At 37.6% G+C, this 26,879-nt stretch carries 35 protein-coding genes; 31 read left to right on the forward strand and 4 right to left on the reverse strand.

Going from position 1 to position 26,879, the window contains the following annotated elements; all coding sequences use genetic code 11:
- Positions 1-69: 69 nt before the first annotated feature.
- A complete protein-coding gene (locus BLR60_RS14410) occupies positions 70-1,608 on the reverse strand; it encodes a sensor histidine kinase (protein ID WP_090501049.1) in 1,539 nt (512 codons plus the stop codon).
- Between the two features lie 379 nt (positions 1,609-1,987).
- Between BLR60_RS14410 and BLR60_RS14415 the strand changes: the two genes are divergently transcribed.
- The 7 genes from BLR60_RS14415 to BLR60_RS24870 all read left to right on the forward strand — a co-directional run bounded on the left by BLR60_RS14415 (position 1,988) and on the right by BLR60_RS24870 (position 7,446).
- On the forward strand, positions 1,988-2,335 hold the full coding sequence (locus BLR60_RS14415) for a Spx/MgsR family RNA polymerase-binding regulatory protein (protein ID WP_090501051.1): 348 nt from the start codon (positions 1,988-1,990) through the stop codon (positions 2,333-2,335).
- 68 nt (positions 2,336-2,403) lie between these two features.
- Positions 2,404-3,144 (forward strand): carboxypeptidase-like regulatory domain-containing protein, encoded by a 741-nt coding sequence (locus BLR60_RS14420; RefSeq protein ID WP_090501053.1) that lies wholly within the window; start codon positions 2,404-2,406, stop codon positions 3,142-3,144.
- Between the two features lie 213 nt (positions 3,145-3,357).
- The gene (locus tag BLR60_RS14425) at positions 3,358-5,343 is read left to right on the forward strand and encodes a M1 family metallopeptidase (RefSeq protein WP_090501338.1); all 1,986 of its coding nucleotides are present in this window, start codon (positions 3,358-3,360) and stop codon (positions 5,341-5,343) included.
- Between the two features lie 197 nt (positions 5,344-5,540).
- The gene (locus BLR60_RS14430) at positions 5,541-5,948 is read left to right on the forward strand and encodes a RidA family protein (protein WP_090501056.1); all 408 of its coding nucleotides are present in this window, start codon (positions 5,541-5,543) and stop codon (positions 5,946-5,948) included.
- A gap of 287 nt (positions 5,949-6,235) precedes the next feature.
- Positions 6,236-6,844, forward strand: a complete 609-nt coding sequence (locus BLR60_RS14435; RefSeq protein ID WP_090501058.1) for a class I SAM-dependent methyltransferase — start codon at positions 6,236-6,238, stop codon at positions 6,842-6,844.
- 23 nt (positions 6,845-6,867) lie between these two features.
- Entirely contained in the window at positions 6,868-7,089 is a 222-nt protein-coding gene (locus BLR60_RS14440) for a VF530 family protein (protein ID WP_090501060.1), read from the forward strand.
- A 186-nt stretch (positions 7,090-7,275) separates the two neighbouring features.
- Positions 7,276-7,446, forward strand: coding sequence for a hypothetical protein (locus BLR60_RS24870; protein WP_167354744.1), 171 nt, complete (start codon positions 7,276-7,278; stop codon positions 7,444-7,446).
- A 509-nt stretch (positions 7,447-7,955) separates the two neighbouring features.
- Here BLR60_RS24870 and BLR60_RS24875 read toward each other — a convergent pair.
- Positions 7,956-8,099 (reverse strand): hypothetical protein, encoded by a 144-nt coding sequence (locus tag BLR60_RS24875; protein WP_167354745.1) that lies wholly within the window; start codon positions 8,097-8,099, stop codon positions 7,956-7,958.
- A 204-nt stretch (positions 8,100-8,303) separates the two neighbouring features.
- Here BLR60_RS24875 and BLR60_RS14445 point away from each other — a divergent pair, with 204 nt between their 5' ends.
- The 8 genes from BLR60_RS14445 to BLR60_RS14480 all read left to right on the forward strand — a co-directional run bounded on the left by BLR60_RS14445 (position 8,304) and on the right by BLR60_RS14480 (position 13,777).
- Entirely contained in the window at positions 8,304-8,615 is a 312-nt protein-coding gene (locus BLR60_RS14445) for a type II toxin-antitoxin system HigB family toxin (protein WP_090501062.1), read from the forward strand.
- A complete protein-coding gene (locus BLR60_RS14450) occupies positions 8,599-8,958 on the forward strand; it encodes a helix-turn-helix domain-containing protein (protein ID WP_090501064.1) in 360 nt (119 codons plus the stop codon). The genes BLR60_RS14445 and BLR60_RS14450 overlap by 17 nt, the downstream gene beginning before the upstream one ends.
- Before the next feature lie 492 nt (positions 8,959-9,450).
- Positions 9,451-9,864, forward strand: coding sequence for a 30S ribosomal protein S12 (gene rpsL / locus BLR60_RS14455; protein WP_010599925.1), 414 nt, complete (start codon positions 9,451-9,453; stop codon positions 9,862-9,864).
- 17 nt (positions 9,865-9,881) lie between these two features.
- On the forward strand, positions 9,882-10,349 hold the full coding sequence (rpsG, locus tag BLR60_RS14460; RefSeq protein WP_025145241.1) for a 30S ribosomal protein S7: 468 nt from the start codon (positions 9,882-9,884) through the stop codon (positions 10,347-10,349).
- Between the two features lie 129 nt (positions 10,350-10,478).
- The gene (fusA, locus tag BLR60_RS14465; RefSeq protein WP_090501066.1) at positions 10,479-12,593 is read left to right on the forward strand and encodes an elongation factor G; all 2,115 of its coding nucleotides are present in this window, start codon (positions 10,479-10,481) and stop codon (positions 12,591-12,593) included.
- A 134-nt stretch (positions 12,594-12,727) separates the two neighbouring features.
- Positions 12,728-13,033, forward strand: a complete 306-nt coding sequence (gene rpsJ / locus BLR60_RS14470; protein WP_008244591.1) for a 30S ribosomal protein S10 — start codon at positions 12,728-12,730, stop codon at positions 13,031-13,033.
- Between the two features lie 99 nt (positions 13,034-13,132).
- Entirely contained in the window at positions 13,133-13,378 is a 246-nt protein-coding gene (locus BLR60_RS14475; RefSeq protein ID WP_143009090.1) for a hypothetical protein, read from the forward strand.
- A 123-nt stretch (positions 13,379-13,501) separates the two neighbouring features.
- On the forward strand, positions 13,502-13,777 hold the full coding sequence (locus tag BLR60_RS14480) for a hypothetical protein (RefSeq protein ID WP_090501070.1): 276 nt from the start codon (positions 13,502-13,504) through the stop codon (positions 13,775-13,777).
- 377 nt (positions 13,778-14,154) lie between these two features.
- Here the strand turns inward: BLR60_RS14480 and BLR60_RS14485 are convergent, their stop codons facing one another.
- Positions 14,155-14,517 carry a hypothetical protein gene (locus tag BLR60_RS14485; RefSeq protein WP_090501071.1) on the reverse strand — a complete coding sequence of 121 codons (363 nt, stop codon included), beginning with the start codon at positions 14,515-14,517 and terminating at the stop codon, positions 14,155-14,157.
- A 163-nt stretch (positions 14,518-14,680) separates the two neighbouring features.
- Between BLR60_RS14485 and dgt the strand changes: the two genes are divergently transcribed.
- Positions 14,681-16,024, forward strand: a complete 1,344-nt coding sequence (dgt, locus tag BLR60_RS14490; protein WP_090501072.1) for a dGTP triphosphohydrolase — start codon at positions 14,681-14,683, stop codon at positions 16,022-16,024.
- Positions 16,025-16,164: 140 nt separating this feature from the next.
- Here the strand turns inward: dgt and BLR60_RS14495 are convergent, their stop codons facing one another.
- Complete coding sequence (locus tag BLR60_RS14495) at positions 16,165-16,776, reverse strand: hypothetical protein (RefSeq protein WP_090501076.1); 612 nt, start codon at positions 16,774-16,776, stop codon at positions 16,165-16,167.
- Between the two features lie 169 nt (positions 16,777-16,945).
- Here BLR60_RS14495 and BLR60_RS14500 point away from each other — a divergent pair, with 169 nt between their 5' ends.
- The 15 genes from BLR60_RS14500 to rpsC all read left to right on the forward strand — a co-directional run bounded on the left by BLR60_RS14500 (position 16,946) and on the right by rpsC (position 26,846).
- Positions 16,946-18,202 carry a prephenate dehydrogenase gene (locus tag BLR60_RS14500; RefSeq protein ID WP_090501078.1) on the forward strand — a complete coding sequence of 419 codons (1,257 nt, stop codon included), beginning with the start codon at positions 16,946-16,948 and terminating at the stop codon, positions 18,200-18,202.
- A gap of 10 nt (positions 18,203-18,212) precedes the next feature.
- The gene (locus BLR60_RS14505) at positions 18,213-18,806 is read left to right on the forward strand and encodes a hypothetical protein (RefSeq protein WP_090501080.1); all 594 of its coding nucleotides are present in this window, start codon (positions 18,213-18,215) and stop codon (positions 18,804-18,806) included.
- A gap of 99 nt (positions 18,807-18,905) precedes the next feature.
- Positions 18,906-19,217: a hypothetical protein gene (locus tag BLR60_RS14510; RefSeq protein ID WP_090501082.1), complete on the forward strand. Its 312-nt coding sequence runs from the start codon at positions 18,906-18,908 to the stop codon at positions 19,215-19,217.
- Between the two features lie 60 nt (positions 19,218-19,277).
- Positions 19,278-19,658: a hypothetical protein gene (locus tag BLR60_RS14515; protein ID WP_090501084.1), complete on the forward strand. Its 381-nt coding sequence runs from the start codon at positions 19,278-19,280 to the stop codon at positions 19,656-19,658.
- Between the two features lie 451 nt (positions 19,659-20,109).
- The gene (locus BLR60_RS14525; RefSeq protein ID WP_090501088.1) at positions 20,110-20,943 is read left to right on the forward strand and encodes a sulfite exporter TauE/SafE family protein; all 834 of its coding nucleotides are present in this window, start codon (positions 20,110-20,112) and stop codon (positions 20,941-20,943) included.
- The gene (locus tag BLR60_RS14530; protein ID WP_090501090.1) at positions 20,943-21,338 is read left to right on the forward strand and encodes a DUF1634 domain-containing protein; all 396 of its coding nucleotides are present in this window, start codon (positions 20,943-20,945) and stop codon (positions 21,336-21,338) included. The genes BLR60_RS14525 and BLR60_RS14530 overlap by 1 nt, the downstream gene beginning before the upstream one ends.
- A 65-nt stretch (positions 21,339-21,403) precedes the next feature.
- Positions 21,404-21,997 carry a hypothetical protein gene (locus BLR60_RS14535; protein ID WP_090501092.1) on the forward strand — a complete coding sequence of 198 codons (594 nt, stop codon included), beginning with the start codon at positions 21,404-21,406 and terminating at the stop codon, positions 21,995-21,997.
- 417 nt (positions 21,998-22,414) lie between these two features.
- The gene (locus BLR60_RS14540; protein WP_090501094.1) at positions 22,415-22,687 is read left to right on the forward strand and encodes a hypothetical protein; all 273 of its coding nucleotides are present in this window, start codon (positions 22,415-22,417) and stop codon (positions 22,685-22,687) included.
- Positions 22,688-22,968: 281 nt separating this feature from the next.
- Positions 22,969-23,586 (forward strand): 50S ribosomal protein L3, encoded by a 618-nt coding sequence (rplC, locus tag BLR60_RS14545; protein WP_057932251.1) that lies wholly within the window; start codon positions 22,969-22,971, stop codon positions 23,584-23,586.
- Positions 23,587-23,590: 4 nt separating this feature from the next.
- Entirely contained in the window at positions 23,591-24,220 is a 630-nt protein-coding gene (gene rplD, locus BLR60_RS14550; protein ID WP_090501096.1) for a 50S ribosomal protein L4, read from the forward strand.
- A 1-nt stretch (position 24,221) separates the two neighbouring features.
- On the forward strand, positions 24,222-24,512 hold the full coding sequence (gene rplW, locus BLR60_RS14555) for a 50S ribosomal protein L23 (protein WP_090501098.1): 291 nt from the start codon (positions 24,222-24,224) through the stop codon (positions 24,510-24,512).
- Positions 24,513-24,532: 20 nt separating this feature from the next.
- Positions 24,533-25,357 carry a 50S ribosomal protein L2 gene (gene rplB, locus BLR60_RS14560; protein WP_090501100.1) on the forward strand — a complete coding sequence of 275 codons (825 nt, stop codon included), beginning with the start codon at positions 24,533-24,535 and terminating at the stop codon, positions 25,355-25,357.
- Entirely contained in the window at positions 25,357-25,623 is a 267-nt protein-coding gene (gene rpsS, locus BLR60_RS14565) for a 30S ribosomal protein S19 (RefSeq protein WP_010599906.1), read from the forward strand. The genes rplB and rpsS overlap by 1 nt, the downstream gene beginning before the upstream one ends.
- Before the next feature lie 7 nt (positions 25,624-25,630).
- On the forward strand, positions 25,631-25,993 hold the full coding sequence (gene rplV, locus BLR60_RS14570) for a 50S ribosomal protein L22 (protein ID WP_090501102.1): 363 nt from the start codon (positions 25,631-25,633) through the stop codon (positions 25,991-25,993).
- Between the two features lie 7 nt (positions 25,994-26,000).
- On the forward strand, positions 26,001-26,846 hold the full coding sequence (gene rpsC / locus BLR60_RS14575; protein ID WP_090501104.1) for a 30S ribosomal protein S3: 846 nt from the start codon (positions 26,001-26,003) through the stop codon (positions 26,844-26,846).
- Positions 26,847-26,879: the final 33 nt, after the last annotated feature.

Genomic DNA, 26,879 nt, shown 5'->3' on the forward strand with positions numbered 1-26,879 from the left:
AGATCAATAATAAGAATTTTTATAAATACATTATCTTTTACTGATATTTCTGCTTTTAGTTTATATAGACTAATCCAGCTGCAAAGTTAAATGAACAAAAAACTCATTGGCACTTTCGCGGATAATTAATTCATGTTTTCCATAATAGAGTAACGATAAACGTTGTTTAACATTTTCAAGTCCAATACCGCTTTTCAATTTCTCGGGATCGTGATCTGCCTTGATATAAATGCTGTTGCTTACATCAAAATATAAAGTACTTTCTTTAGTTTGAAGTGTAATTTTAATGTACGAAGGTTGTTGTAAACTAATCCCATGTTTAAATGCATTTTCGATAAACGGGATCAACAACATTGGCGTAATCTGCAAATTGTTTAATTGTTCTTCAATATGGGTGTCAATTCTGATATCGGCAGAACGTGAAGTGCGGAGTTTTTGTAAATCGATATAATTGTTGAGGTATTCTACCTCCCGGGTCAGCGAAATTTTGTCCTGTGTATTTTCGTGGAGCATAAAACGCATCATGTCGCCCAGTTTTTGAATCCCCTCGCCGGTTCTTTCTGCATTTTCCTGTAAAGCAGTTCCATATAGTGTATTTAATGCATTAAATAAAAAGTGTGGGTTGATCTGCGACTTTAAAAAATTCAGGTTGGCATCCGATTTACCTAACTCTGTTTTCAGCATCTGGATTTCGCTGAGTTTTTCAAATTTATGCTTGTAAATATACCAGGCAGATGGTGTGGTGATACAGATTAAACAAATAATATTTAAGACCAAGGTAACTGGTATAACTTCGCCATTGCGCATAAAAGGGATCAGGATAATCAGCAATAGAATGGAAATGATTATGGTTAAACCTACATTTCCCCAAAAATACCGGCCAAAACCCTTAAAGTTTTTACGAAGATTTGGAATGATATAATAAATGGCACAGAAGGCGAAGAAAATATTTACAGGTGGTACCAGTAACCAAACGATCAATATTTCATAATCTATTTTTAACGAGATTACTGCAGCAAATACCAGGAGCGAAATTAGCCAGATTTTAGTGGTCACAAATATCTCTGAAATAATATTTTTGTTATAGCGCTTTAGAAAATTGATTCTATTAAAAAGTGCCATGCCACCCTCATTAAAATAGGCGTAAGTATTAAAAAGCAAGTAAAGAAAAAAGATATAAGTAAAGGCTTCACCAAAAAACATATCGTAAGCTTTATCTATATCATCAAATTCTACTATCCTGTACGCTTGCGTATAAGTATTGGCCACCATCCAGGTGATAATAGAAAATGCAGTAACAGCAACGGTCATGATTAGATTCATTGTAACGTTACGGCCTTTTGCCAGTTGAGGCATGGAAACAAAATTGAAAAGCAAAAAACTGAAATAGATAATACTGATCTTAAATATTTCAGGAAGAAAGAAGTTCGCCATAATGCTATATTCGACCGAACTTTCAGAAAAACGGTAAGACCCGCCCGAACCATAAGTGGTTTGTGTGCAAATGCTGATTAAAGCAAGGATGAATAATGTTGTAGAAATCCAAAACTCAAGTTGGTTGATATTTCTAGATTTGATAGCAGTTGAATGACCTGAAAGGATTTCCATTTTGTTCTAAGTTATAGCACAATTTTACAAAGAGAATTTATACCAATAATCAAAATGTGATGGATGGGTCTAAAAATGTGATGAATGATCAGAATTGTAGAATTGTCAACTTTCATCGCCCGATCACTAGAAAGTTGACAACTCTTTTGTTTTTAAGTAAATGTATTTATTTGCGGTTAGGTGTCTGTTGGGCAGGCAGATGTTTACCATCTGACTATTCGCGAAATCAATCATGCAGCTTTGTATCGGATAGCAATATCCAACACCACGGATAAACAATTTTATTATCTTTGAAACGGATAGCTGGATTCATTTTTTCCATCATCCATATAACATTTTTCCATTTATCATTTACTCATTCAAAATTCATTCATTCAATATGACCGTTTACGGAATTCCGAATTGCAATACAGTTAAAAAGGCGCTCGATTGGTTAAAAGCCCATCAAATTGATTTTGAATTTCACGATTTTAAGAAAAAAGGCATTACCAGCGAAAAGTTAAACGAATGGTGTAATACTTTTGGCTGGGAAACGGTGTTGAACCGTAAAGGTTTAACCTGGAAAAAATTAACGAAAGAAGAACAAGCCAAAATCGATAATCAGGATTTGGCGATCGCTTATTTAAAAGAAAATACCAGCGCCATAAAACGTCCGGTTATTGCGCAAAACAACAAAGCCATATTGATTGGATTTGACGATGACAATTATTTAAAAACACTAACCTGATTCATTTGTTCTAATGTTAAAGTTTGTTAAATGCAGATTTTAAATGTCGAACTAAGTTACTTTTGAGTATGTACAAACTGATCATTTTTCTATTGCTGGCCTCGCCTACAGCTGTTTTTGCACAAACGGTAACTACCGGCACAGTTTTCGATTTTTCGAAAAAAACGCTTTCTCTTCCTGGTGTTAGTATCAGAAATCTGAACAGTAAAAAATCAACCAGTACAAATAAAGACGGAAAGTATACCATAAGTGCCAATGTTGGCGATCTTTTAGAATTTTCTGCAGTAGGCTATCATACCGATACGCTCTACCTGACCAACCTTTTGAACAGAACAATTTATCTGCCCGCTAAAACAAATAGCTTAAAAGATGTAGATATTACGGCAGTAAGGATGAATAGTCAGATTACAGATGCTAAAGATCCATTGGCCGAGAAATATACGCTGTTAGGTACCGGCGGAAACCTAAACCGTAAGCGTATGACTGATAAAGTTGGAGGCTTAAGCCTAAATCTTGGTTATGGAAAATATAAAAGACAACAGCGTAAAGAAGCCGATTTAGAAGAAAAAGAAATGTATCAGGATGAAATAGATGAAAATTTCACACCAAAGGCTATTACCGATCTCACTAAACTGGAAGGAGATGAGCTCAAGAACTTTATGATCATTTATAGACCTTCCATCGAAGCTGTAAAGGCCGAAAGACCATTCCGCTATGCTTTTTACATCTCACGTGCCTTTGCTGCATGGAACAAATTAACTCTTCAAGAAAGAAAATTGCAGGATTTGCCGAAATTAAAGAGCAATTAAAAAAAATAACTCATCACCCTGAATTCATTTCAGGGGCTGCCTAATGAAAGCTTACCACCTAATAAAATTGATAAGTATGAATAAATATTGATTTGATTAGGGTTAAAAAGCGTTTTAAAATAAACACAACATTATTGGTAACATTATAACCACATATAAATCTCTATGTGGTTATTTTTTATATTTACCGCAGTATTATACCTTATTATGATCATGAAATTGACTAAACTGATTAATTTTGGTTTGGTTTGTTGTGTTTTTGCTTTTTCAGCATCTGCTCAACAGACTACAACCCCTGCACCAGCAACTAACTATAATCCTGCTGAAGCATTTGGACCACTATTTTATACACAAAATGGGAATGAGTTCCGTTCTGCAAACGGTGCACCCGGCCCGAAATACTGGCAAAACCGTGTGGATTATAACATTACTGCTAACCTCGATGAAACCAAAAACATGGTTAGCGGAACAGTTACCATTACTTATAAAAACAACAGTCCCGATAAATTACCCTATGTATGGTTGCAATTAGATCAAAATACTTTTAAAGAAACTTCACGTGGTTATGCCATTACCCCTTCGCGTAGCCGTTATGGCGCACAGGGCGAAAAATTTGATGGTGGATACCAAATCCAGAATATTAGTGTAGCTCAAAAAGCAGGTGCCGTAAAGTTCACTTCCATCGTTGAAGATACCCGTATGCAGATCCGTTTAGATCAGCCTTTGGCTCCGAACGGCGATCTGGTTACCATTAAAATGGATTATTCTTATATAGTACCTAAAGAAGGATCAGACAGAACCGGGCATTTAACTACGAAAAACGGCGAAATTTTTGCCATTGCGCAATGGTTTCCACGCATGTGTGTATATGATGATGTAATTGGCTGGAATACTTTGCCTTATTGGGGCGGCGGTGAGTTTTATTGCGAATACGGTGATATTAACTTTGCCATTACTGCACCGGCAAGCCATATCGTAATGGGTTCTGGTGAGTTGTTAAACCCTGCCGAAGTTTTTACACCAGAGCAATTAAAAAGATGGAACGCTGCTAAATTGAGCGATGCTACTGTACACATCCGTAGCGAAGCAGAAGTAACCGATCCAAAATCACGCCCGGCTAAAGATAAATTAACCTGGAAGTTTAAAATTATCAATGCACGCGATGCGGCCTGGGCTTCATCAAAAGCATTTGTATTAGATGCTGCCAGGTATAAATTGCCAAGTGGAAAAACAGGTTTAGCAGTTTCTGCACAACCGGTAGAAAGTAATGGTATTGATTCTTATGGTCGCGGCGTAGAGTATGTAAAATCTACCATCGAGCATTATTCATCAAAATGGTTCGAGTATCCATATCCAATGGCTGTTAACGTAGCAACAAATATCGGCGGTATGGAATATCCGGGTATTGTTTTCTGTGGTTGGACCGCCAAAAAGGCTAGTGCGTGGGGCGTAATTGATCACGAATTTGGCCATACATGGTTCCCAATGATTGTGGGGTCTAACGAACGCAAATATGGTTGGATGGACGAAGGTTTTAATACTTTCATCAATGGTATTTCGAAGAAAAACTTTAATAAGGGTGAGTACGCCGGTCCTCCGGCTGATTTACACAGAATTGGTAAAAGTGTAATTGGTAACCCGATTTATGAAAATATTATGCAGATGCCTGATGGTATGGCTGAAAGAAACATCGGAGTTAACCTATACAGTAAACCAGGATGGGGCCTTGATATCCTGAGAAACCAGATTTTAGGCGAAGACCGTTTTGATTATGCTTTCCGTCAGTACATTAAAAACTGGGCATTTAAACACCCAACACCTTTTGATTTCTTCCGTTCGATGGAAAATGGAGCAGGAGAGGATTTAGCCTGGTTCTGGAGAAGCTGGTGGTTAAATAGCTGGAAAATGGATCAGGGCATTGCCGGAGTTGAGGCAATTAAACAAGATGGTAAACTGGTAAGCTATAATATCAGGGTGGTGAACCTGGAGAAAATGCCAATGCCGATTATTCTTCAGATCAAAACCAAAAGTGGAAAAACCGAAACCATGAAAGTTCCCGTTGATGTTTGGATGAAAAATACGAGCTGGTTGGTTCGTTTCCCAACAACAGAAGAAATTGAATCGGTTACTTTGGATCCGGATAAAGTATTGCCAGATTCGAATCCTGATAACGATACATGGACCGCTTCAGGCAATTAAGCTATGTGATTAAGTGAAGCACTACGCTCAGGGTTGACATCTTTTTAAGATTTATCCTTTAATTAACGGCATTAGGAACCAAGCTGACCTTAAATAATTCCAGACCTCTTGATTTTAAAAGATCAGGAGGTTTTTTATTGCAAAGTACCGACGTATTAATTTCAAATATCAATTAGTTTAGCAATAAAATATATAACATGAGCACTTCTCTAATAGCAATAAGCAATCCTGAAGGAATTTACGATCCACGTCCACATGGCTATTCACATGTGGCCTCAGTTCCGGCCCGGAGCCAGCTGGTATTTGTTGCAGGCCAGGGAGGGAGTAAAACGGATGGTGTTTTAAGTCCCGATTTCAGGACACAGGTAGCTATCGTATTTGAAAATATTGCCATTGCTTTGGCGAGCAAAGGTTTGAAAATGGAAAATATTGCCAAGTTAACCACTCTTGTGGTCGATTACGACGAGGCGAAACATGAGATCCTGATCGAAGAGTCTAATAAAATCTGGCCCGATCAAAAATTTCCTGTAAATACGCTTATTCCGGTACAAAGACTGGCCTTAAATGGGATGCTCATTGAAATTGATGCTACGGCTGTTGGTTAATTTATAAACCAGGTTAAAATGATGTCTCATCTGATATTGGCCGGATTTAAAACATAGCTTGATATTTTGGCGCTATGCCGGAGCGGTCCATTCATCCTAAACCTGACAGCAGCGAACACGATTGTAACGGAGTAAAGCGGATGGCAGGGCTGCATTTGCCATGAATCATTGAACGTTGGTTTTCAAAAAAAAGCAAAATATGATTAATTTAGCATTGCTAAAGCATCATTGGGTGCCCTGGATGTTTTAAATCTCTAAAATAATATTAATAACAATCGAAATTAAAGATGGAAAGAGGGGAACGCAACAATGTTTACGAAGTTTACAATAAGATAGGTCGCTGGTTTGCCGAAAATCGTTACGCCGATTCGGTAGAAAAAGCTTACTTAAATGATATCCTCGAACACCTTCCACCTGATGCAAAGGTTTTAGACCTTGGCTGCGGTGATGGGAAACCCATATTGGAATATTTTATTCGCCATGGCATCAATGTTTTAGGCATTGATGCCAGTGCGCTCATGATCGAATTGGCTAAGGCCAACTTCCCGGCCACAAGGTTTCTGATTAAGGATATGCGAGAACTGGATCTGGATGAAAAATTTGATGTAATTATTGCCTGGCATAGCTTTTTCCATCTTCCGGCTGATGACCAGCCTAACATGTTTGATATTTTTAAGCGTCATTTAAAGGCTAACGGTATTTTATTGTTTACATCTGGAACGGAGCGGGGGGAAGCATGGGGGATGAACGGAGGTGAAAACCTTTTTCATGCCTCATTGGCTACAGCTGAATATCAGGACTTGCTTCAGGTAAACCAATTTGAGGTGATCAGTCACAAAGTAAACGATCCTGATTGCGGCGGTGCAAATGTTTGGATGGCACAGTATAAACCCTAATAATTTTGCCTTAACTTTGTAAAATGGCCGAACAGCAACAGAACAATCCTTTACATGGTATCACTTTAGAAAAAATAGTAACCGACCTCCACGCGCATTATGGTTGGGAAAAACTGGGATCATTAATCAGGATCGATTGTTTCAATAATAACCAGTCAATCAAATCGAGCTTGAAATTTTTAAGAAAAATGCCCTGGGCAAGAAAAAAGGTAGAAGATTTATATCTTGATACGTTTAATAAATGACGGAATGAGTAAATTTAGAATGATTGAATTTTTGCTGATAAAACGGGCTAGTGAATATATACCAACGGGTAAAAGGTTAAATTATACCTTTGGTTTCGACTTACCATAATTCATTAAATCTTCATTTTGATTTTCGAGATTTAATCAACAAATAACAAGGATTATTCATTATTAATCAATTCGAAAATGAAAGCAATTAAAGTTTTGAGCATCGCTTTATTAGCCATGTTTACCTTTGCAACGGTTAATGCGCAAACTGCAGCACCTGCAAAACCAACTACAGAAAAATCTATGGCTAAAAAAAGTCATAAAAAACATCATCATAAAAAACACACAAAAAAAGTAGCTAAAGCTTAAAAAAGGAAAGTCTTTCAGGTAAACTGGAAGACTTTTTTTGTTTTCAGAGCAGGACGATCAATCGAAATCAGGTAATAGTTTTACTTTTTTGCGAGTTATGGGGCAATTATTGGCTGTCGGTTCCTTCAAAGGTTATCCGTTTGTCGCGCGTGCTTACCAATTCAGAAAGTTCATACACATTTCTATATCCATAGCCATATAGGTTAATATAAGTAGGGATATTTAAGGCCAATGAAATTGGTGCTATTTTTTTCTTTACCAATGCAGGTACAACCTCTTTGCTGGCGAAATTTACCTGGTCATCGATAAAATTATTATTGCAGTAAATTAATATTCCGGTATCTGCGTGGGGAATGATCTTTAACAGGTTTTGCTGAGTGAAATCAGAAAAATTTAAGTGAATGGCCTCCTTTATATGTTGTCTTTTAAAAAGGCTGTCTTAGCGTGTATCTAAAATAACGGTACCTTTTTCGCTTGCCATTTTTAAAAATGCAGCTAAATCAACTAGCTTACTTTACGGTGTGCTTTAACCTTTGGTATGGGTTTTCGTAAGCGTCAAAATCTACATTGGCCTTTCTTTTAGTAGAAGTAGTTTGTGCATGACATAGATATGCAAGGCTACAAAGTATAATGGTGGTGATTCTTATTTTCATTTTTTGGACTAAACGGTTAATAATTCTACTTCTTTTATTTAAAGATAAAGTATTTAATATAATGGGTATAAAAAAACAGCCAGGTATTTTACCCTTTATCACAATCTAACTTGAGTGGTGGCGGCTAAGTAGCGCTGTGAAATTACGAGTTGTGAGATCACAAAATAAATTTGTTTTGTTACCATTTTGGTAATATATTTGTGTATGCGGATTATTGCTAAAAAGACACTTGTTGAATATTACAGAAAGCATAGTACCGCCAAGGGTAGTTTAGAGGCTTGGTATGGTGAGGTTGTTGAGCAAGATTGGAATATGCCTGCAGATGTAATTAAATTTTATGCAACTGCAGATGTTATAACAGGTAAGCGATTTGTATTTAATATTAAGGGTAACGATTATAGATTGATTGCCGATATAGAATTTAAATTAAAAATTGTTTTTATAGTTTGGATTGGCACGCATGCTAATTATGATAAAATTAATGTGGAGGAGGTAAAATATGTTAAAAATAATTAAAACAGAGGAGGAGTATGAGTTGGCTTTAGAAAAGGCTTACCTGTTAATGCAAAAAAATCTTGATTTAAATACCAGGCAAGCTGATGAGTTGGATTTGTTAACATTATTAATAGAACATTATGAAGAAAGCCATTATCCAATCGCACCGCCATCTCCAATTGAAGCCATCAAATTTAGGTTAGAACAACTGGGTAAAGCACCAAGTGAACTATCTAAAATTCTAGGTGCCCGCAGTCGCCAATCTGAAATATTGAGTGGTAAACGCAAGCTCAGCTTAAGTATGATTCGAAAATTGCATGAGGTTTTGAATATTCCGGCCAGTAGTTTGATTGGTGCTTATTAAACTGTCAGTGCTATTTATTAAATATCGCGAAACCCCGCAGGCAAACTGATCTTCTTTAAACTTTGCAGGAAACACGTTAATATTAGAAACCTAATTGCAACCTAAACCCAATATACGTGGAAATCGAGGTATTCACGAGCTTGTAACATTAGCTGGGCCGGACCCAGCCTAAGGATGGCTGAAACTGCTCTCCAAATTAGAGTATAACAATGATGAAACAATGCCTGGGTGGCTTGAATGTTAAGGTGAAAAAGATTGCTTCACGCCATCATCATCGCCTCTTCTTCAGTTCGCAATGACGATAAGGGAAAGGAAGAACTGCAACTCCTTAATCTTCAACTTCAAACTGGCAACTGCCAACTGAAAACTTTTTGCGCTAACCCCTTGATTTTTAAAAAGAATTGTTCTACTTTTGCAGTCCGTTTTATGGGCTATCTGTAAGGATGCCGGGGGAGCGGTAAATTTTTTAAATAAAAAACATAAAAAAGCACAATGCCAACCATTCAACAATTAGTTAGAAAAGGTAGAGTAGCACTGGAGTTCAAGAGTAAGTCTCCAGCGTTGGACAGCTGTCCACAGCGAAGAGGTGTATGTACACGTGTGTACACCACTACCCCTAAAAAACCAAACTCAGCAATGCGTAAAGTAGCCCGTGTTCGTTTAACGAACGGTAAAGAGGTGAATGCTTACATCCCTGGAGAAGGTCACAACTTACAGGAGCACTCTATTGTATTGATCCGTGGTGGTCGTGTTAAAGATTTACCAGGTGTACGTTACCACATCATCCGTGGTGCATTAGATACATCAGGCGTTGCTGGTCGTAACCAACGTCGTTCTAAATATGGTACTAAACGTCCTAAACCAGGTCAGGCAGCTGCTGCACCTGCAAAAGGAAAGAAAAAATAATCGGGAGGAAATAAGAAATGAGAAAGTCAAAACCAAAAAAGAGAATTATTCTTCCTGATCCAAAATTTAATGATGTTCAGGTAACCCGTTTTGTAAACAACATGATGTACGATGGAAAAAAATCTATCGCTTATTCAATTTTTTACGATGCTGTTGAAATTGCTGAGAAAAAAGCAGGTGAAAACGGTTTAGAAGTATTTAAACGCGCGTTAACTAACATTATGCCAGCTGTAGAGGTTAAATCTCGTCGTGTTGGTGGTGCTAACTTCCAGGTTCCAACTGAGGTTAGACCAGAGCGTAAAACTGCTTTAGGTATGAAATGGTTAATTTTATACGCTCGTCGTCGTGGTGAAAAAACGATGAAAGAGAAATTAGCTGGTGAAATCGTAGCTGCTGCTAAAGGTGAAGGAGCTGCTGTTAAGAAGAAAGAAGATACGCACAAAATGGCTGAAGCTAACAAAGCGTTCTCTCACTTCAGATTCTAGTTTAGAATTAACAGATTAGTAAGATTACACAGATTTAATTAGAAGATTATACTGATTAGATAAATTACACCGATTTGTTTTTACATAATCGGTGTAATCATTTAAAATCAGATAAATCAAAAACATAACATGGCAAGAGATTTAAAATTTACAAGAAATATTGGAATCGCGGCTCACATTGATGCGGGTAAAACCACAACAACTGAGCGTATCCTTTATTATGCTGGTGTAAGTCACAAAATTGGTGAGGTGCACGAAGGTGCTGCAACAATGGACTGGATGGCACAAGAGCAAGAGCGTGGTATTACCATTACTTCTGCTGCAACTACAGTTAACTGGAAATACAGAAACCAGAACTATCACATGAATATTATCGACACACCGGGACACGTGGATTTTACCGTAGAGGTAAACCGCTCGTTACGTGTATTAGATGGTTTAGTGTTCTTGTTTTCGGCTGTTGATGGTGTTGAGCCTCAATCAGAAACTAACTGGCGTTTAGCTAACAACTACAATGTTGCCCGTATCGGTTTTGTTAACAAAATGGACCGTTCTGGTGCTGACTTCTTAAAAGTAGTTAAACAGGTTAAAGACATGTTGGGTAGTAATGCAGTTCCATTGCAATTACCTATCGGTGCTGAAGACGGATTTAAAGGTGTGGTTGATTTGATCAACAACCGTGGTATTGTTTGGAATGAGCATGATAAAGGTATGACCTTTACTGAAGTGCCAATCCCTGATGATATGATTGATGAGGTTGCGGAGTGGAGAGAAAAATTATTAGAATCAGTTGCTGATTATGATGAGTCTCTAATGGAGAAATTCTTCGACGCTCCTGATACCATCACTGAACGTGAAGTTTTAGACGCTTTACGTGCAGCTGTTTTAGATGCTAAAATCGTTCCTATGGTATGTGGTTCATCTTTCAAAAACAAAGGTGTGCAAACCATGTTGGATTACGTAATGGAATTATTGCCTTCACCTCTTGATTCAGAAGGTGTAACAGGTACTAACCCGGATACAGGTGCAGAAGTTTTATTAAAACCAAGCATCAGTGAGCCATTTGCAGCTTTAGCATTTAAAATTGCAACTGACCCATTTGTAGGCCGTTTATGTTTTATCCGTGTTTACTCAGGTAATTTAGAAGCGGGTTCTTACGTTTACAACACCCGTTCAGAAAGTAAAGAGCGTATCTCACGTATCTTCCAAATGCACGCTAACAAGCAAAACCCTGTGCCTAATGTGGCTGCTGGTGATATTGCTGCGGTAGTAGGATTTAAAGATATCAAAACTGGTGATACACTTTGTGAAGAGAAAAACCCAATCGTTCTTGAATCTATGAACTTCCCTGAGCCAGTTATCGGTTTAGCTATTGAGCCTAAAACTCAGGCTGATGTAGATAAATTAGGTATGGGCTTATCTAAATTAGCTGAAGAAGATCCTACATTCAGAGTTCAGACAGATCAGGAAACTGGTCAGACTGTAATTTCTGGTATGGGTGAGCTTCACTTAGATATCTTAATCGACCGTTTAAAACGCGAATTTAAGGTAGAAGTTAATCAAGGTGCGCCACAGGTAGCATACAAAGAGGCAATCTTCGGTACTACCGAACACCGCGAAGTTTACAAAAAACAATCAGGTGGTCGTGGTAAATTCGCCGATATCAAAGTGGTAATCTCTCCAATTGATGCTGACTTTGAAAAAGGTGGTTTACAATTCGTAAATGAAATTGTAGGTGGTTCAATTCCTCGTGAATTTATCCCTTCAGTTGAAAAGGGATTTGCTTCTGCAATGACAAATGGTGTACTAGCTGGTTATCCGCTTCCTGATATGAAAGTACGTTTGATTGATGGTTCATTCCACGCAGTCGATTCAGATGCTTTATCATTCGAGCTTGCAGCCCGTATGGCATATCGTGAAGCTTTACCTAAATGTAGACCATCGTTGATGGAGCCAATCATGAAAATCGAAATCTTAACCCCTGAAGAAAACATGGGTGATGTTATCGGTGATATGAACCGTCGTCGTGGCCAGTTACAAGGTATGGATACCCGTAATGGATCTCAGGTAATTAAAGCATTAGTTCCACTTTCAGAAATGTTCGGTTATGTAACGCAGTTACGTACCATCACTTCAGGCCGTGCAACTTCTACAATGGAATTTGACCACTACGAGCCAGCGCCTAAAAACGTTCAGGATGAAGTAGTAGCTAAATCTAAAGGAAGAATTAAATCTGAAGACTAATAAGGTATAAGGCTAAAGGCATAAGGTTTAAGGTTTTCAAACCCTAAACCTTACGCCTTCCACCCTCAACCTTGAAAGATAAATCCGGTTTCTGTTGTTAATAGCTCTAACAGGAAACCATAATTAAAAATAAGATGAGCCAAAGAATCAGAATTAAATTAAAATCTTACGATTACAACTTAGTAGATAAATCTGCTGAGAAAATCGTAAAAACTGTTAAACCTACGGGTGCAGTGGTAAGTGGTCCTATTCCACTTCCTACAGAGAAAAAAATCTTTACTGTTTTACGTTCTCCACACGTAAACAAAAAAGCTAGAGAGCAATTCCAATTATGCGCCTACAAACGTTTATTGGATATTTATAGCTCTAACTCTAAAACAGTTGATGCTTTAATGAAACTTGAATTACCTAGCGGTGTTGAAGTTGAAATCAAAGTTTAATTGATTTTAAACGAACAGGAAGGTCCCGATGCAAATCGGGACCTTTTTTTGTATAGACCCAATTCTAAAACAAAACTTCGGCTGACTGGTTGTACTGGTATGACAAGTAAAGATAAAGAACAAGAAGGATTACCTGTTGAAGGACAGGATTTTGCTGATCCTACGGAAGAACTGGAAGATAAACCTTCCTCACATGGCGAGGTAGCCAATCAAAAAGGCAGTGATTTTTCTGAACTGGAAGAAAGCAGGATGGAAAATCCACCAAAACACCGGGATGAAAATGGTTCATCTAAAGATGATCTGGATAGTGGTACAGAGATAGATCAAAGTAAAGGCGTGAGCTAGTTCATGATTATCTAAAATAGATAAATGAGCAAAGAGTTCTATAATAGTAGGTAATTGCTTCAAGATTAAACCTTTCTATCATATCTATTGTTCTTATAGGAATATTTACAAAAATAAATCGCTATGGAAAGTAACGAAAATAAAAATATTGATCCTAACGAGGGGATTAACAACAATGAGGAGGGGATAGAGTGGGATAATGGAGAGGCTACCTATGGACATAAACGAGCTGATTTCAAACGTAAAGATGAGCCAGCCGCATCGCAGGTAGTGAGCTCGGAAAATGATCCTGCCCGGGGCGTAAATGAAAATTTAACTAATTCAAATTTAAGCCAGGGAGAAGACATTGGAAACAGAAACAAAAATGATGAGAAAGGTTTGCGCGGGAAAGATTTATGATTTTATTATAAAGAGATTATCCGCGTAGAATAATCCCTTTATAATGCTTATGAATTTTCCGGTAGATGGAAATAGTTTAGAATTCAACAACTATAATGCCTTATTTAAGTAGCAAATGCCCTTAAGTAGTTAGTTAATGATTTATATTTAATTTGTCGCGAATCCTACAGCGATACAAATTTCCAAAACTTAAAATCAATTCACAAGAAATATGGTTTTAATGCATTGACTTATGTCAATTTCTGATACCAGAATAATATTTAGTAAAAAAGCGTTGGTAAAACATAGTCATTTTCCCGTTTCTAGGGCCTAATTTATTCCTATATATCGAGTAAATCTTTAACGTCAGTTATATGAGTAAGCCTTGATAATTTCTTTTAGATTCCCGTATTTAAAGCATGGTTTTCATCAGCCTCATTAATATCGGTTTTCGTTTTAAAGTCTTCAGATGAACTTCCGGTATGGCTTTCTGCACTCTCTAAGGTTGGGTTTTCGTCAGTGCTATTATAGGCATCATCGCTAAGCGAATCTTTACCTTGTGTGCCAGAGTTATCTAACCCGTCTTTTGCTAAAGGATTCCCTTTAATCAATTCGCTAGGCTCCTTACCATAACTGGTTACCACATTGGTATCATTACCATCCTCAAAGGCTTTTTGTACGTCAGATTTTTCTGATTGTTCCTCACCTGATCCTACATAACCTTCCATATGCTCTTTTTTATTATAGATGCTCGTTTTCATGTTGTTATCATTTTATAAATAAACAGGGCAGGCGCTAAATGGTTTGAATCTGGATAAATCAATAACAATTAGTTTTGTTTGATAAATTTTACCTGAAGCTTTATGCTTAACCATTTTGGCGTTTTGTTTAACTTGCACCAAATTTTAAATGCCAACGGGATAAATGGAGTGGAAATATTTACTTTCTAATAAAAGATACGGACAAGAACAATATGGTGCCAGCACAGATCGGGCACGTTCAGATTTTCAGCGTGATTACGACCGGTTGATTTTTTCATCGCCATTTAGAAGACTGCAGAATAAAACCCAGGTTTTCCCTTTACCGGGGAGTGTTTTTGTACACAATCGGTTAACACATAGTTTAGAAGTGGCAAGTGTGGCGAGTTCTATGGCAAATATATTTTTAAAAGGTATAGAAGAGCACCAACCGCAACTCATTAAAAACGTTCCATTAATTAATGAAGTAGGCAATATTGTGGCTGCCGCCGCACTAGCGCATGATTTGGGTAACCCAGCATTTGGACATTCTGGAGAAGCAGCCATTTCGCGCTATTTCACCGATGGTGATGGCAAGGTTTATCAGAAAGAAATGAGTGAATCGCAGTGGCACGATTTAATTAATTTCGAAGGAAATGCCAATGCCATCCGTATCCTTACACATCCTTTAAAGGGAAAGGGGAATGATGCTTATGCGCTCACCTATTCTACATTGGCTTCTATAGCCAAATATCCATGTGCCTCCATTGCCGGTAAACAGAAAGGTTTGCTTCACCGTAAAAAATATGGTTTCTTCCAATCAGAAGAGGAAAGTTTTAAAAAGATTGCTACCGAACTTCACTTGGCACAGGAAGATAGTGAGTACCTTATTTATAAACGCCATCCTTTAGTTTACCTGGTAGAAGCGGCAGATGATATCTGTTACAGCATTATCGATCTGGAGGATGCACACCGCCTCAAGATACTTTCTTATGAAGAAGTAAAAGGTTTCCTGTTACCTTTTGCCAATTCAACAACAATAGAAGAGCGATTAAAAAACGATTACGAAGACGATGATGCCAAAATTGGTTTGCTTCGTGCTAAAGCAATTAATACCTTAACAAACCAATGTGCAGCCATATTTTTTAGCGAACAAGAAAAACTATTAAAGGGGCAACTTAATCATAGTTTAACTGATTTACTACCCGAACCTTATATTTCGGCCTGGAAAGCAGTAGAAAAAATCTCAGTAGAACGTATTTACAATTTCTCTTCAGTAATACAGAAAGAAGTGGCAGGTTATAAAATTATGGCCGGTTTATTAGAAGAGTTTGTGCCTGCACTTATTCATAATAATACACACTATTATAAAAAACTGGTTAAACTTATTCCTAAACAATATCATACCGATTTGACTGATATTTATTCTATTATACAAAGTGTATTAGACTTTGTATCCGGAATGACAGACCTATATGCTGTAGATTTATACCGGAATATTAAGGGGATATCATTCCCTTCAGAAACGTAGTTGTTTTAACTTAATAATGATCTGTTTTTCAAATCATTATTTTTTATCTGTGGTGTCAGATGTTACCATCTGACACCACTTTGAATCTTCTTAGTATGGTTCCGGAAGCAAAAAACTCCGAATTGATTTGTGGATAGCGTTTATCTTCCCCGGCCTTCATCCCATTTATTACGCTCATCCTGCAATTCGCGCGCAAGTTTCATTTCTTTATCTTTTGCCTTTACCTTATGTGCCTGAAACTCATCGGCCACTTCCTGGTAGAGTTCAGTCCTATATTTGGCCTCATGCCTTAACTTTCCGGATTGGAAAATAATAAAAGCCAAACCGATGCCCAGTACGATGATAATACTCCAAACAATGGTATTATAAGTACCTTTATTAAATGAAATTCCTAAAAACTTAATTTCGTTTACTGAGGCCGTAGCGTTGGCTAGTGAGCTTTCTTTTCCCGTAACTTCACCTTTTAAACTCGAAATATTGCCAGCCTGTGCCTTAATTTCCTGTCTGGCTTCCTGTAATTGTTTGCGTTCCTTTTTTAGTGTATCATTAACACTTTTCCATAAGGAGGATAAGCGGTTTGGATTAATCAGCTTGGCGCCATACAAACTTTTAGATTTTTTTAACATAAACTGATACTGACCGTTTAGTGATGGGTCGGTATTTTTGGTCGTGTCAGGAGCGGTTTGCGCAAACGCAACGTTTAAAAATAGCATAGCGCCTAAAAACAATAGGGTGTGTTTAATTTTCTGCATAGTTTAAATATAGGTATTAGCTTGTAAAACTACATTTTTATCTATTTGCGGTTAATAAAATTGTTTAAGATTTTGGCAAATCGATAAAATTATATTGGTTTAACATTCTAAATAACAATTTTATCTAAGTTTTATTATAAATTTATTTACGATAGGTTACATTTGTTTCATGCAAATAGGAATTATTGGTATGGGCGATATGGGCAAATTGTATGCTTTATCGTTTGTAAATGCTGGTTATAAGGTATGTGGGGCAGATATGCCCTTGCGTTTTACAGATTTAAAGAATGAGCTTGAACCTAAGGGGATTGAAATTTTAATTGATGGCCATGAGGTAGCACGTAAATCTGATTTTATCATTTACTGCGTTGAAGCCGAAAAAATTGATGAGGTGGTGGCTACTTTTGCACGCTCTACCAAGTATGGCGCAATTGTTTCGGGCCAAACATCAGTTAAACACCCCGAAATTGCTGCTTTTGAAAAACACCTTTCGCTAGATACACAGATTGTAACCTGTCATTCTTTGCACGGTCCTGCTTTCAGTCCAGAGGGGCAAACGCTTGTGGTGGTGCGACACCGCGCTACCGATGAGGTTTATGCACAGGCATTAGAAGTTTATCAGTCTTTAAAATCGAACATTATCGAAATGGATGACTACCGCGAACACGACCGTATTGTGGCCGATACGCAAGCGGTTACGCACATGGGTTTTGAGAGCATGGGTTCTGCCTGGAAAAATGCCGGTTTCTTCCCATGGGATAATCCTGCTTACGCAGGTGGAATCGATAATGTGAAGATCCTGACTACCCTGAGGATTTTTAGCTATAAATCGCACATCTATGCCGGTTTGGCCATTCTAAACCCTTATGCGCAAAAACAGGTTAAATACTATGCCCAGGCAGAATCTGAACTTTTTAAGCTGATGATCTGTGAAAATGAAAAGGAATTCAGGGAGAAAATTTATGCAGCCCGCGATTTCGTTTTCCATGAGAGCCGTTCGCTTTTGCTTTTGGATGATAATATCATGAAAGAGTTCAGCCTATCTGATGCAGACCATAAGCAGAAACCCAATTCGCACCTCAGTTTATTGAGTATGGTGTATGCCTGGTATAAAATGGGCGTAAACCCTTATGATAACCTGATCTGCCAAACACCGCCCTTTAAATTAAGGTTGGGCATTGCCGAATACCTTTTTAAAAATGAGGCCATGCTCGAAGAATCGATCAATACGGCATTATATGACAAATCAATCCGTGGCGATGATTTGGAATTCCATACTGCGGTGCATGAATGGGCATCAATTATCGGTTATGGAGATTTAAAGGGATATAAAGAACATTTTGAAGCGGCCAAATCATTTTTTGCCAACCGGCTGAATGATGGCAGGGATTTAAGTGCGGAGATGATTAAACGATTAGGTAAATAAACCATTGAGTATGAAAACCACTTTAAATAAACCTGAATTGATTTCGCTGTTGCAACAACAACTAGAAGAGATACAAATACTTTGTGTTGAATACGATAATGGATCTGGTGATGTTATTTTATCAATTGCGCAAAAAGTTGCTTTGATTTTTCATAATTCAGATCATTCAAAATCATTGGTTAGCCAGCTTAAATTGGGTCACCTTAATCTGTATTGCAGTTCCGAGATTTATAACACTAAAAGCCTGACCAATTTTATCGGTTTGTTAAAACTAGAGTACAAGGCTGGTAAAGGATGGGATTATTTTTCCAAATCAGATCGTTCGGCGTTAAAAAAAGTATCGCAAGAGAACTGGTGGAACAATAAAAAAGTAATTATTGATTCGGATGGAATTGCTTTTACCAGAGCTAAAATAATTAAATCACTCGCCAATTCCGGTCCATTATTACTGAATACTTCAGGATGGACAGTAAAGGATGCTAATGGCAACAAATCAACTATTTCTCCGATAGCGGAAACCGTTAGACAAATCGCTTTTGAGCTGTTAGAAAGTTTTCGGGAAGTTGATATAGATAAAGAAAGTAAGCTCTATTATAAAGCATAATTAAATGGCTTAACAATAGTCTGTACAATACAATTTTATGGTGTAAACGGCTAGCATTTCTGAATATTAAATTTTTTAAATACTATAATAAGTCATTATATGAAACTAAGTGAGGTTATTTTAAGTCATAATGAATATGTCGACTCTGACGAAACGATTCATGTAGTTTTTGCTAAAAAACCTGATGATAGGTTTCAATCATTTTCTGAAGCCTTAGTTTTGAAATTATCGACAGAAGAAATGGAGCTGGATTTAAATCAAATTTCTAATTCAAAGTGCATTGGATTTACATATTTTTTAGAAATGTTTATTATTCAGGATTTTTTAGGGGGATTACAGAATACTGATAACTATAATTCTAATGATGACAAAGTCAATAGGGTTATTTATTATGCAGAAAATGATGCTTAAATACTTTAGCAGCATGTACAAGTTGACAGTTTTTTTAAAATTTAAGTTTTGTATTTAATTATGGTACCAGAAATAAAAATCTCAGTCGGCAATAACCCGTTTTTCAATTTAGTTCAGGCTGTTTACCAATATTATCCGATAGGTACAAGAGATATAAATGAGGCGTACCCAGGCTATGGCAAGCTTACCGCTATTATAAAAGATAAAATAGAGCGGCTTATGAGCAATACACTTCCTGCAGCAGGCATTCAGCTTGATCATGATGTTAGGGCTGCATTCAATGAACTCACAGTGCTGAATAGTTATCATCGTCAATTTCCCAATTATGCAATGGATATTCGCTTTCCCAAAATAGAGTATCGGGAAGTAGATTTGAATTATAAATTAAGTTTGCGGGTATCTCTTTTAACAAATTACTATACCATTTTTTCGAAGAGTTAATTTCGCATAAAACCTTAAGTGCAGAACCTGATGGGCCCAGATCAATTTCGTTTGCTGTTTCTTCATCAATTGGCCATATTACTGATGCGGGAGATGTAGTGCAAAGGCTTAAAAAGATAACCGAAAACTGTTTTCCGGATCATAAATTTGTTAACCATGGGTTGCTGTTTAACCGTAAAATTAATGGCGGATATCCACACGGTACCGATGGTAATTCATTTGATAAATCATACACGCTTTATAATTTCCTTTTTGATAATGAATACCAGGCATTTGAAGATATAAATGTAGTTAGTTAACCAACCTGATTTTTCATTCATATGTTCCAAAATTGGGATGGCACAGCTTCCACGTTCTATCTCCCATCTTACATCATCCATATAACATATAGACTTTATTTTATTCCCTAAAACCTTCGTTTCACCAAAACAAGTGTTTTATATTTGCCTACATGTCGGTTTTGCTGTTTACCATTATCGTTTTGTTAGGTGCTTTTTTAGCCGGGTTATTGGGCTCGCTAACTGGTTTAGGCGGGGGAGTAATCATCATTCCGTTGCTTACACTCGCTTTAGGTGTTGACATTCACTATGCAATTGGTGCATCCATTGTTTCGGTTATTGCGACTTCTTCAGGCTCTGCAGCTGCTTATGTAAAAGAAGGCATCACTAATATCCGTATCGGGATGTTTTTAGAAATCGCCACCACTATAGGAGCCATTTGCGGTGCAATTGTGGCCGTTTACCTCAATGCAAATTATATTGCTATTCTGTTTGGCTGTATTTTAATCTTTTCGGCTATCATGACTTTAAAGAAAAAGGTAGATCATACTACTTTGGAAAATACAGATAAATGGGCCAGGTTTTTTAGACTCAACAGCTCTTACCCTGATAAAGGAATAGACCATCCATACACAGTAAAAAATGTTCCCGGTGGTTTTTTAATGATGCTTTTTGCTGGAACCTTATCAGGCTTACTCGGTATTGGGAGTGGAGCCCTAAAGGTAATTGCAATGGATAATATTATGCGATTACCCTTTAAGGTATCAACCACAACCAGTAATTTTATGATGGGCGTTACGGCAGCGGCCAGTGCAGTAGTTTATCTGCACCGTGGCCAGATTGATCCTGGTATTGCCATGCCGGTATGTATTGGTGTTTTAACAGGGGCAACCGTGGGCTCGAAAGTATTGGTAAAGGCCAAAACCGATAAACTTAAAATTGCGTTTGCCATTGTAGTTGCTTTTTTGGCATTGCAGATGATTTATAAAGGAATAAGTGGATTATAATGGATACAGCAAAAAAAGAAAATCTGAACGACAAGGATATCCAGGTCATTCTCGGCACACTTTTACGTGCAGGTGTAATCATTTCGATGTCCATCGTTTTAATCGGCGGTGCCATTTTCCTCCTCCATAACAAAGGAGCCATTACGGATTATAAAGTTTTCAAACCGGAACTTAGTAAGTTTTCTTCCATTTCAGGTATATTTAAAGGCGTAGCTAGTTTTCAGGGTGATGCTATTGTACAGTTTGGCATACTGATGCTTATTTTTACGCCGATTGCGCGGATCGTCTTCGCAATTTTTAGCTTTTTGATCGAGCGCGATTACCTATATGTACTGATAGGATTTATTATTTTGGCTATTATAACCATTAGCTTAAACGGCGGGATTGCGCATTAATTTTATCAGATATTAAAATTAAACAGCTACAATTGCTGTTTGATACTTGAAAAAAAACAGAGCCAATGGCAAAATCAGGTAAAACTGTTCAATTGTTCCAAAAACCGGAGAATTTTATTAAAGCCCGGGCTAGGGGATTACAACTAGGTAGCTGCTACATCAATTCGGATTGGGAAGAGTCGGGTATGGCCAATATATTGGTAAGCCGGAAACATACTAATGGAAATGTGACCATTGGTTTTTATCTGGTTGATTTGAAATGTTTAGGGGTTAAGGACGCCTTTTTTAAGTTCAATGTATCTGAAGATGAAATGTTCGACCTTATAGATTACATCAAAGGCGAAGAAATTGAATACAATCAGGCGCATAATATCATCTACGGAGCGGTAGCTTTCGCGAATGACTGCGGCCTCAAACCGCATAAAGACTGGACGGTTGCTCAATTTATATTAGAAGAAGATGATGATCACATCCCCTTGATTGATATTGAATTTGGACAAAACGGTGTGCCTGCCTATTATGTTGGCCCAAATGATAGTCCTGCTAAAATAAATCAAATACTAGCCATGCTGGATAAAAATGTTGGACAGGGAAATTACCTATTTTACTATGATGGGGGTGGGTTTGAAGAGGATGAGGATTTTGATATGGGTACATAATTTGACGACATCCTGGAAGGGAGAAAAACTCCGGATTTAAAGCAACGTTTTTCTATTTCTGCAGGCGCTTATATAAATATACTTCGTAAACAAAACCTGCCAACATTGAATGAAGACCGTTTATCCGAGATTTGAATACAATGGTTATGCCCTAGAACTTTAGTGTTAATGAAGCGCTTGAGGATGAAATCGCAGATTGCATTGATGATTATGGAGTTCTTTTTGATGAAAAATCTGAAGAAAATTTAGAACAGATTAAAAGCTTATAACCGAGCATCCTAATAACCCATATTTATGCGGAGTTATTTTTACAATATAAATGCGGCACTTAGCGATGAGGCAAATGCAGTATTAAAAGAGGGGATGGAACGTTTTCCTGATTTTTGATACCTCAGGTTTTTTGTTGCCCATGCGGCTATGATAGATAAGGATATTGAAAAAGGATTTAAGTTGTTAAATGAGCAATATTATATCGATCAGGGCTTTCCGGACCGGGAAACTTTTTCAGACGGTGAGTTTATGTTTTTCTATTCGGCCTTATGTGAGTATTTCTTATTAAAAAAAGACATGATAATGGCCCTAATTTGCGGTGATTTATTAGTAGCCGAGTCGGATCTTTATGGCTGTAATGGGTTGGCAATATATCATATTTGTGAAGCAATTGATAATAAGGCTGAAGATCAGGTTTAAAATGTTAATTTTAACTTCTTTTCAAAGCATTTTTTATTTTAAAAAGCTATATAAATTGCTTTTAATCAGGTTTGTAACAGTTGGTTTCAGCATCAGGATGGCTCATTAACATCCATTTTTCAGTTAAATCCCATCATATCAGCAATTTATTTGAAAAAATATTTAGCTAACTATTTGAAAATTAATAATTCTTGCCTATCTTTGCCGTCCCTTTCGGGGGATGTACAACCACCTTGAACGAAGCCCTACTGCTTCGATGGGTGTTAAAAAGAAAAGATAAAATGTCAGGAATTATTGGAAAAAAAGTAGGAATGACCAGTATCTTTGATGCCGAAGGAAGAAACATTCCTTGTACGGTAATCGAGGCTGGGCCTTGTGTAGTTACACAAGTAAAGACCGAAGAAAAAGACGGGTATTCATCAATCCAACTGGGTTACGATGAGAAAAAAGAGAAAAACACAACTCAACCGTTAAAAGGCCATTTCGCGAAAGCAAACACAACTCCGAAACGCAAGCTGGTAGAATTCGATTCGTTTACAACTTCACTTAATTTAGGTGATGTGGTAACCGTTGATGCATTCGCAGAAGGCGATTTTGTTGATGTTGTAGGTACCTCAAAAGGTAAAGGTTTTCAAGGTGTTGTAAAACGCCACGGATTTGCCGGTGTTGGTATGCAGACTCACGGTCAGCATAACCGTTTACGTGCCCCAGGTTCATTGGGAGCATCATCATTTCCATCACGTGTATTCAAAGGAATGCGCATGGCTGGAAGAACAGGTGGAGACAGGGTAAAAATTCAGAACTTACAGGTTTTGAAAGTTTATGCTGAGCAAAACTTATTAGTAGTTAGTGGTTCCATTCCAGGAGCTAAAGGTTCTTACGTAATCTTAGACAAATAATCAGATGGAAGTTAAAGTATTAAACATTTCAGGTAAAGAAACAGGTGCCAAGGTGCAACTTCCTGAATCGGTATTTGGTATCGAGCCTAACGACCACGCGATTTATTTAGATGTTAAACAGTATTTGGCTAACCAACGTCAAGGTACTCACAAATCTAAACAACGTAATGAGATTGCTGGTTCAACCCGCAAACTATACAAACAAAAAGGTACAGGTGGTGCCCGTGCTGGTAGCATTAAATCTCCGTTATTTAACGGTGGTGGTCGTGTTTTCGGTCCTCAGCCACGTGATTACAGTTTTAAATTGAATAAGAAATTAAAATCATTAGCACGTAAATCTGCTTTAGCTTACAAAGCAAAAGACAATAACGTGGTAGTTTTAGAAGATTTTAACTTCGATACGATTAAAACTAAAAACTACACAAGTTTATTGGCTGCTTTAAAAGTAGATGATCAAAAAACTTTGTTGGTTTTACCTGCACAAAATAATAATATCTATTTATCAAGCAGAAACGTTCAGAAAACTAAAGTAATCTCTGCAGCAGATTTAAATACTTATGATGTATTAAACGCTGGTGTACTTGTGTTAACTGCTGATTCTGTTAAAACTTTGGAGGAGGCGTTTGCCAAATAATATGGAAATTTTAAAAAAACCAATATTAACCGAAAAAGCTTCAGCTTTATCTGAGAAATCTAACCGTTTCACGTTCAGTGTTAACCACAAGGCTAACAAAATCCAAATCAAAGCTGCTATTGAGAAATTGTACGGTGTAACCATCGTTGCAGTGAATACAATGGTTGTTGATGGAAAAGCTAAATCTCGTTACACTAAAGCAGGTTTTGTATCAGGCCGTAGCCCGAAATACAAAAAAGCAATCGTAACGTTAAAAGACGGCGAAACAATAGATTATTACGCAACCCTTTAATTTAATAATTCATTATAACTATGGGCTTAAGAAAATTTAAACCAGTTACTCCAGGTACCCGCTTCAGAGTTGGTGCTAGTTTTACGGAGATTACAGCAACCAAGCCCGAAAAATCATTGGTTGTATCATCAAAAAAGTCTGGTGGACGTAACAATACAGGAAAAATGACTATGCGCTACATGGGCGGTGGTCACAAAAAATCATATCGTTTAATCGACTTCAAACGCGATAAATTCGATATTCCTGCAACAGTAGCTACTGTTGAATACGATCCAAACCGTACTGCCCGCATCGCATTATTACACTATGCAGATGGCGAGAAGCGTTATATCATCGCTCCTGAAGGATTGCAAGTTGGTTCGGTATTATTATCGGGCGACAAAGCAGCTCCAGAAGTAGGTAACACTTTAAAATTATCGAACATTCCATTAGGTTCTATCATCCACAACGTGGAGATCCACCCTGGAAAAGGAGCACAATTGGCTCGTAGTGCAGGTGCTTATGCACAATTAGCTGCACGCGATGGTAAATATGCTACTTTAAAAATGCCTTCAGGCGAAACCCGTTTAATCTTGACTACTTGTCTGGCTACTATCGGTGCTGTATCTAACTCAGATCACGCAAACGAAGTATTAGGTAAAGCAGGTCGTAAACGTTGGTTGGGCCGTCGTCCGAGAACTAGACCGGTAGCGATGAACCCAGTAGATCACCCAATGGGTGGTGGTGAAGGTAGATCATCAGGTGGTCACCCACGTTCAAGAAATGGTGTTTTAGCTAAGGGCTACAAAACCAGAGAACTTAAAAAATATTCTAATCGTTACATCATAGAGAGAAGGAAGAAATAATGGCTCGTTCGATAAAAAAAGGACCTTATATTGACCATAACGTAGAGAAAAAAGTAAACTCTATGAATGATTCAGGCAAAAAGTCTGTAATCAAAACTTGGTCTCGCAGATCAATGATATCACCAGATTTCGTTAATCATACATTTGCAGTACACAATGGTAACAAGTTTATCCCTGTGTATGTTACAGAAAACATGGTTGGTCACAAGTTGGGAGAATTTGCTCCAACCAGAACATTCAGAGGACACGCTGAAAAGAAAAAATAATTAGACAATGGAAGCAATAGCAAAATTAAACAATTGTCCAACCTCACCGCGTAAGATGCGTTTGGTTGTAGATCTTATCAGAGGTGAACGTGTAGAGAAAGCATTAAGCATTTTAAAGTTTACCAATAAAGAAGCAGCAATAAGAGTTGAGAAATTATTATTATCTGCTATCAAAAACTGGGAATCTAAAAATGAAGGTGCCCGCCCTGAAGAAAACCAACTTTTTGTAAAAACAGTAATGGTTGATGGTGGCCGTCAGTTAAAACGCTTACGTCCAGCTCCTCAAGGCCGTGGATATAGAATTCGTAAACGTTCTAACCACGTAACGCTGATTGTAGATAGTAAAAACACAGAAACAACTCAAAACTAATTAGGAAATGGGACAAAAAGCAAATCCAATAGGTGCCAGGTTAGGAATTATCAAAGGATGGGATTCTAACTGGTTCGGTGGCAACAACTACTCCGATAAATTAGTTGAAGATGAGAAAATAAGAAAATACCTTTCTGCCCGTATCGCAAAAGGCGGTGTTGCAAAAGTGGTTATCGAGCGTACGTTAAAACGTATCACGGTTACCATCCACACAGCTCGTCCGGGTATTGTAATCGGTAAAGCAGGTGCCGAGGTTGATAAAATCAAAGAAGAGTTAAAGAAATTGACTAAAAAGGAAATTCAAATTAACATCTTCGAAATTAAACGCCCGGAACTTGATGCACAATTAGTTGCAGAAGGTGTTGCAAAACAATTAGAAGCAAGGATCTCATTCCGTAGAGCAATGAAATCTTCTATCGCATCAACCATGCGTATGGGTGCTGAAGGTATCAAAATCATGACTTCTGGTCGTTTAGGTGGTGCTGAGATGGCACGTACTGAGCAGTACAAAGAAGGAAGAGTGCCTTTGCATACATTCCGTGCTGATATTGACTACGCTTTAGCTGAAGCCTTAACTACTTATGGTAAAATAGGTGTTAAAGTTTGGATCTGTAAAGGTGAGGTTTATGGAAAACGTGATTTGTCTCCAAACATTGGTGCAACAAACAACGGTCCAAAAGGCGCATCAGATAAACCAGCTTTCGGTGGAAGAGATAACCGTGGTGGTGGAAGAGATAATCGTGGCGGTGGTAACGACAGACGTGGTGGAAACCAAGGCGGTGGTCGTGGTCCAGGCCAAGGTGGTGCAAACAGAGGTGGTGGCGCAGGCGCTAACAGAGGTCCTCGTAAATAATTGATTTATTAACATCGTTTAACGATTAGAACA

Origin of the sequence: Pedobacter terrae (genome assembly GCF_900100705.1) — a bacterium.
GTDB lineage: Bacteria > Bacteroidota > Bacteroidia > Sphingobacteriales > Sphingobacteriaceae > Pedobacter > Pedobacter terrae.

Coding starts and splice junctions, on each gene's coding strand:
- BLR60_RS14440 (WP_090501060.1), top strand. CDS start 6,868: ATGGCCGAACAGCAACAGAACAATCCTTTACATGGTATCACTTTAGAA.
- BLR60_RS14535 (WP_090501092.1), top strand. CDS start 21,404: ATGGCAAAATCAGGTAAAACTGTTCAATTGTTCCAAAAACCGGAGAAT.
- rpsJ (WP_008244591.1), top strand. CDS start 12,728: ATGAGCCAAAGAATCAGAATTAAATTAAAATCTTACGATTACAACTTA.
- BLR60_RS24870 (WP_167354744.1), top strand. CDS start 7,276: ATGAAAGCAATTAAAGTTTTGAGCATCGCTTTATTAGCCATGTTTACC.
- rplB (WP_090501100.1), top strand. CDS start 24,533: ATGGGCTTAAGAAAATTTAAACCAGTTACTCCAGGTACCCGCTTCAGA.
- rplC (WP_057932251.1), top strand. CDS start 22,969: ATGTCAGGAATTATTGGAAAAAAAGTAGGAATGACCAGTATCTTTGAT.
- BLR60_RS14415 (WP_090501051.1), top strand. CDS start 1,988: ATGACCGTTTACGGAATTCCGAATTGCAATACAGTTAAAAAGGCGCTC.
- rpsS (WP_010599906.1), top strand. CDS start 25,357: ATGGCTCGTTCGATAAAAAAAGGACCTTATATTGACCATAACGTAGAG.
- dgt (WP_090501072.1), top strand. CDS start 14,681: ATGGAGTGGAAATATTTACTTTCTAATAAAAGATACGGACAAGAACAA.
- BLR60_RS14410 (WP_090501049.1), bottom strand. CDS start 1,608: ATGGAAATCCTTTCAGGTCATTCAACTGCTATCAAATCTAGAAATATC.
- BLR60_RS14515 (WP_090501084.1), top strand. CDS start 19,278: ATGGTACCAGAAATAAAAATCTCAGTCGGCAATAACCCGTTTTTCAAT.
- BLR60_RS14480 (WP_090501070.1), top strand. CDS start 13,502: ATGGAAAGTAACGAAAATAAAAATATTGATCCTAACGAGGGGATTAAC.
- BLR60_RS14450 (WP_090501064.1), top strand. CDS start 8,599: ATGTTAAAAATAATTAAAACAGAGGAGGAGTATGAGTTGGCTTTAGAA.
- BLR60_RS14525 (WP_090501088.1), top strand. CDS start 20,110: ATGTCGGTTTTGCTGTTTACCATTATCGTTTTGTTAGGTGCTTTTTTA.
- BLR60_RS14500 (WP_090501078.1), top strand. CDS start 16,946: ATGCAAATAGGAATTATTGGTATGGGCGATATGGGCAAATTGTATGCT.
- BLR60_RS24875 (WP_167354745.1), bottom strand. CDS start 8,099: ATGAAAATAAGAATCACCACCATTATACTTTGTAGCCTTGCATATCTA.
- rpsL (WP_010599925.1), top strand. CDS start 9,451: ATGCCAACCATTCAACAATTAGTTAGAAAAGGTAGAGTAGCACTGGAG.
- BLR60_RS14510 (WP_090501082.1), top strand. CDS start 18,906: ATGAAACTAAGTGAGGTTATTTTAAGTCATAATGAATATGTCGACTCT.
- BLR60_RS14475 (WP_143009090.1), top strand. CDS start 13,133: ATGACAAGTAAAGATAAAGAACAAGAAGGATTACCTGTTGAAGGACAG.
- BLR60_RS14435 (WP_090501058.1), top strand. CDS start 6,236: ATGGAAAGAGGGGAACGCAACAATGTTTACGAAGTTTACAATAAGATA.
- rpsC (WP_090501104.1), top strand. CDS start 26,001: ATGGGACAAAAAGCAAATCCAATAGGTGCCAGGTTAGGAATTATCAAA.
- BLR60_RS14425 (WP_090501338.1), top strand. CDS start 3,358: ATGAAATTGACTAAACTGATTAATTTTGGTTTGGTTTGTTGTGTTTTT.
- BLR60_RS14430 (WP_090501056.1), top strand. CDS start 5,541: ATGAGCACTTCTCTAATAGCAATAAGCAATCCTGAAGGAATTTACGAT.
- rpsG (WP_025145241.1), top strand. CDS start 9,882: ATGAGAAAGTCAAAACCAAAAAAGAGAATTATTCTTCCTGATCCAAAA.
- BLR60_RS14485 (WP_090501071.1), bottom strand. CDS start 14,517: ATGAAAACGAGCATCTATAATAAAAAAGAGCATATGGAAGGTTATGTA.
- rplV (WP_090501102.1), top strand. CDS start 25,631: ATGGAAGCAATAGCAAAATTAAACAATTGTCCAACCTCACCGCGTAAG.
- BLR60_RS14505 (WP_090501080.1), top strand. CDS start 18,213: ATGAAAACCACTTTAAATAAACCTGAATTGATTTCGCTGTTGCAACAA.
- BLR60_RS14445 (WP_090501062.1), top strand. CDS start 8,304: ATGCGGATTATTGCTAAAAAGACACTTGTTGAATATTACAGAAAGCAT.
- rplD (WP_090501096.1), top strand. CDS start 23,591: ATGGAAGTTAAAGTATTAAACATTTCAGGTAAAGAAACAGGTGCCAAG.
- BLR60_RS14420 (WP_090501053.1), top strand. CDS start 2,404: ATGTACAAACTGATCATTTTTCTATTGCTGGCCTCGCCTACAGCTGTT.
- BLR60_RS14530 (WP_090501090.1), top strand. CDS start 20,943: ATGGATACAGCAAAAAAAGAAAATCTGAACGACAAGGATATCCAGGTC.
- fusA (WP_090501066.1), top strand. CDS start 10,479: ATGGCAAGAGATTTAAAATTTACAAGAAATATTGGAATCGCGGCTCAC.
- BLR60_RS14495 (WP_090501076.1), bottom strand. CDS start 16,776: ATGCAGAAAATTAAACACACCCTATTGTTTTTAGGCGCTATGCTATTT.
- BLR60_RS14540 (WP_090501094.1), top strand. CDS start 22,415: ATGATAGATAAGGATATTGAAAAAGGATTTAAGTTGTTAAATGAGCAA.
- rplW (WP_090501098.1), top strand. CDS start 24,222: ATGGAAATTTTAAAAAAACCAATATTAACCGAAAAAGCTTCAGCTTTA.